Raw genomic sequence first — 2,173 nt, 5'->3', positions numbered from 1 at the left:
GAAAAAAATAAAATAATCGGACGGAATATTGCAAAACTAAGAAAGCAAAAAAAGATGACTCTCCGTCAACTGGCTGATGCAACAGGTGTCACACAAGGTTACCTCTCTAAACTTGAATCAGGAGATAAAATTAAAAAGCCATCTTATGAAAAACTAAACGCAATCGCAAAGTACTTCGACGTTGATGTTTCCTACTTCGCGACAGTCGAAGATGAATTAAATAAAATGAGTGAAGAAGAGAAAGAATTAGTACTCTCCAGAAATTTAACACTCGAAACAATTAGAAAAGCTGACATAATAGACAACGAAGGCAAAAAAATTACCGAAGATGAAAGAGAATTTATGCTAAACGCTCTTAAGTCTTATCGTGAATCCAAAGCTAAATTTTTGGATGATTTAGAAGAAGATTGATTTTGATCTTCTTTTTTTGTTTGTTTAAGAATTGTGAGTAGTTGATCAAAAACAATTGCCATTTTCTATATCTCCCTATCAGAACTTTTGTTCTTGTTATAATTGAATACACTGTTAAAATAAAAGTTATTATTCAGGATTTCCTATTTTCTCGTTTTGTCAAAATAGGAAATCCTCTTTAAAAACACGAAAGACGTTGCCTATGTATATGGCAGCGTCTTTTTAATAAAATATTGCTTTTTCTTCTTTTGGTTGTGGTGTTGGTGTTTCTTTCGTTAATTTAAAGCTCATGCCAACTGGAGGATCAGCAAGTTGCTTAGTTCCTGTTGATGGAATTACTGTATTGTTTTTTGAACCCGGAGCATCCGCACTATTTGCACTAAAAACAAATGCTAGTGCTATTGCTAAAGTAATCAAAACTCCTATAATTGTCTTTTTCACCAATTTTCACCTCCCTTTTTAATATATTATAATCAACTCCTAGTTTTAGCAACTCCATTTTTGGTAAATTTGCTCTAAAGTAATCCTTCTTTTCACAAAAAACATGTAACGATAAGAGGAGCTTTTCCTGACTCCCTTCCCTTCTTCCGTCAAAATAAAAAGCTAAAGCTGAATAGTATTTGTCATCATAAAAGTATTTCAGATTAGCTTTATTGACAACCGCTTTAATAAAGTCAGTCACTATATATTCTTTCTGTACCGGTTTATTCCAGAAAAGGTTTGTAATTGCTAACTGTTCTCTTAGGTCATTGGCTACAAAATATCTTTCTTTCGTGTTGTTTAATTGAATCCCTTTTTTAAAAAAGCTTGATGTTTTCTCGTATGATTCAAACAAATATGATAATCCCAATATAAAATAACCATTAGTCACTGAATTCACACTAAAATTTCTTTCGATGAGTTTACCAGCAGATCCTCTGGATTTATCTATATTGTTTTCAAACTTCAAGTACATATTTGCTAGAGCTTCGTCTGTACGGCTTAAAAATGCTTTTTTAATAAATGGATCTTTAATTTCTGGGAGCATATTGTGAATTTTTTTTATGTAGTGTAGAGATAAATCATACTTCTCACTGTAATAAAAACAAAGCATCTCTAGAATTTGCAAAAGTGTTTTTAAGTCATGAGAATTGGGTTGCAGCTTTTTTAACATTTCGAGGTAATCAACCTCGCTATAAACACGATTGTATTTTGACCATAGTTGCCATTGATATACGATTGCCCATTCCTTTAACTCTCTGTTATTTCCGTCCAAGGTTTTGTTTAGCAACATACAAGTGACTGAGTCTAAACTTTTAGAATGAGCATATTCAAATGCAGTTTTTATATTTTTTTTAGTCGCCTCAAGGCAGCATTGCCGCATGATTTCGACCTCGTTATCCTTATCAAGATAACGTACTATCTCCAACACCATCCAAAGTGAAATTTCTTGCCCATTCAAAAACTTGCTTAAGTGAGCAGGACTAATTCCAATTTTATCGGCAATCTCTTTCTGTTTTTCATCTGAAAACTCTATTATGCGCTTTAAATGATTTCTAACATCCACTATACTTTCACTCATCATAATCACCATTTCAAAATTAATTTAACATACTGAACAAAAAAAGATTGTCGATTAATGACGAAAGGATCAAAGAAAGAACAAAAAATCCAAATAAATATAATATTTCCAATCTTCTTTATTATATCACAATTCTTACTAAATAGATATATTTTGTATGAATTTGGTTCTAACCATGGGGATTCATAAGTGTTGATTCAT

General features: G+C 31.8%; 3 protein-coding genes. 1 reads left to right on the top strand and 2 read right to left on the bottom strand.

The genetic code is table 11. The annotated features are described in order from the left end of the window. Positions 1–411: helix-turn-helix domain-containing protein (locus RAC86_RS37995; RefSeq protein ID WP_377886888.1), on the top strand; the 411-nt coding region annotated here is incomplete at its 5' end. A 222-nt stretch (positions 412–633) separates the two neighbouring features. Here the strand turns inward: RAC86_RS37995 and RAC86_RS37990 are convergent. Both RAC86_RS37990 and RAC86_RS37985 read right to left on the bottom strand, forming a co-directional pair. Beyond that, entirely contained in the window at positions 634–852 is a 219-nt protein-coding gene (locus RAC86_RS37990; RefSeq protein ID WP_163136906.1) for a hypothetical protein, read from the bottom strand. Further along, positions 791–1,972, bottom strand: a complete 1,182-nt coding sequence (locus RAC86_RS37985; protein WP_163136928.1) for an AimR family lysis-lysogeny pheromone receptor — start codon at positions 1,970–1,972, stop codon at positions 791–793. The genes RAC86_RS37990 and RAC86_RS37985 overlap by 62 nt, the downstream gene beginning before the upstream one ends. Between the last annotated feature and the right edge of the window lie 201 nt (positions 1,973–2,173).

Source organism: Bacillus sp. LR_5, from assembly GCF_042709275.1.
The sequence above is the reverse complement of the archived record's forward strand: the minus strand, read 5'-3'. Positions and strand labels throughout refer to the sequence as shown.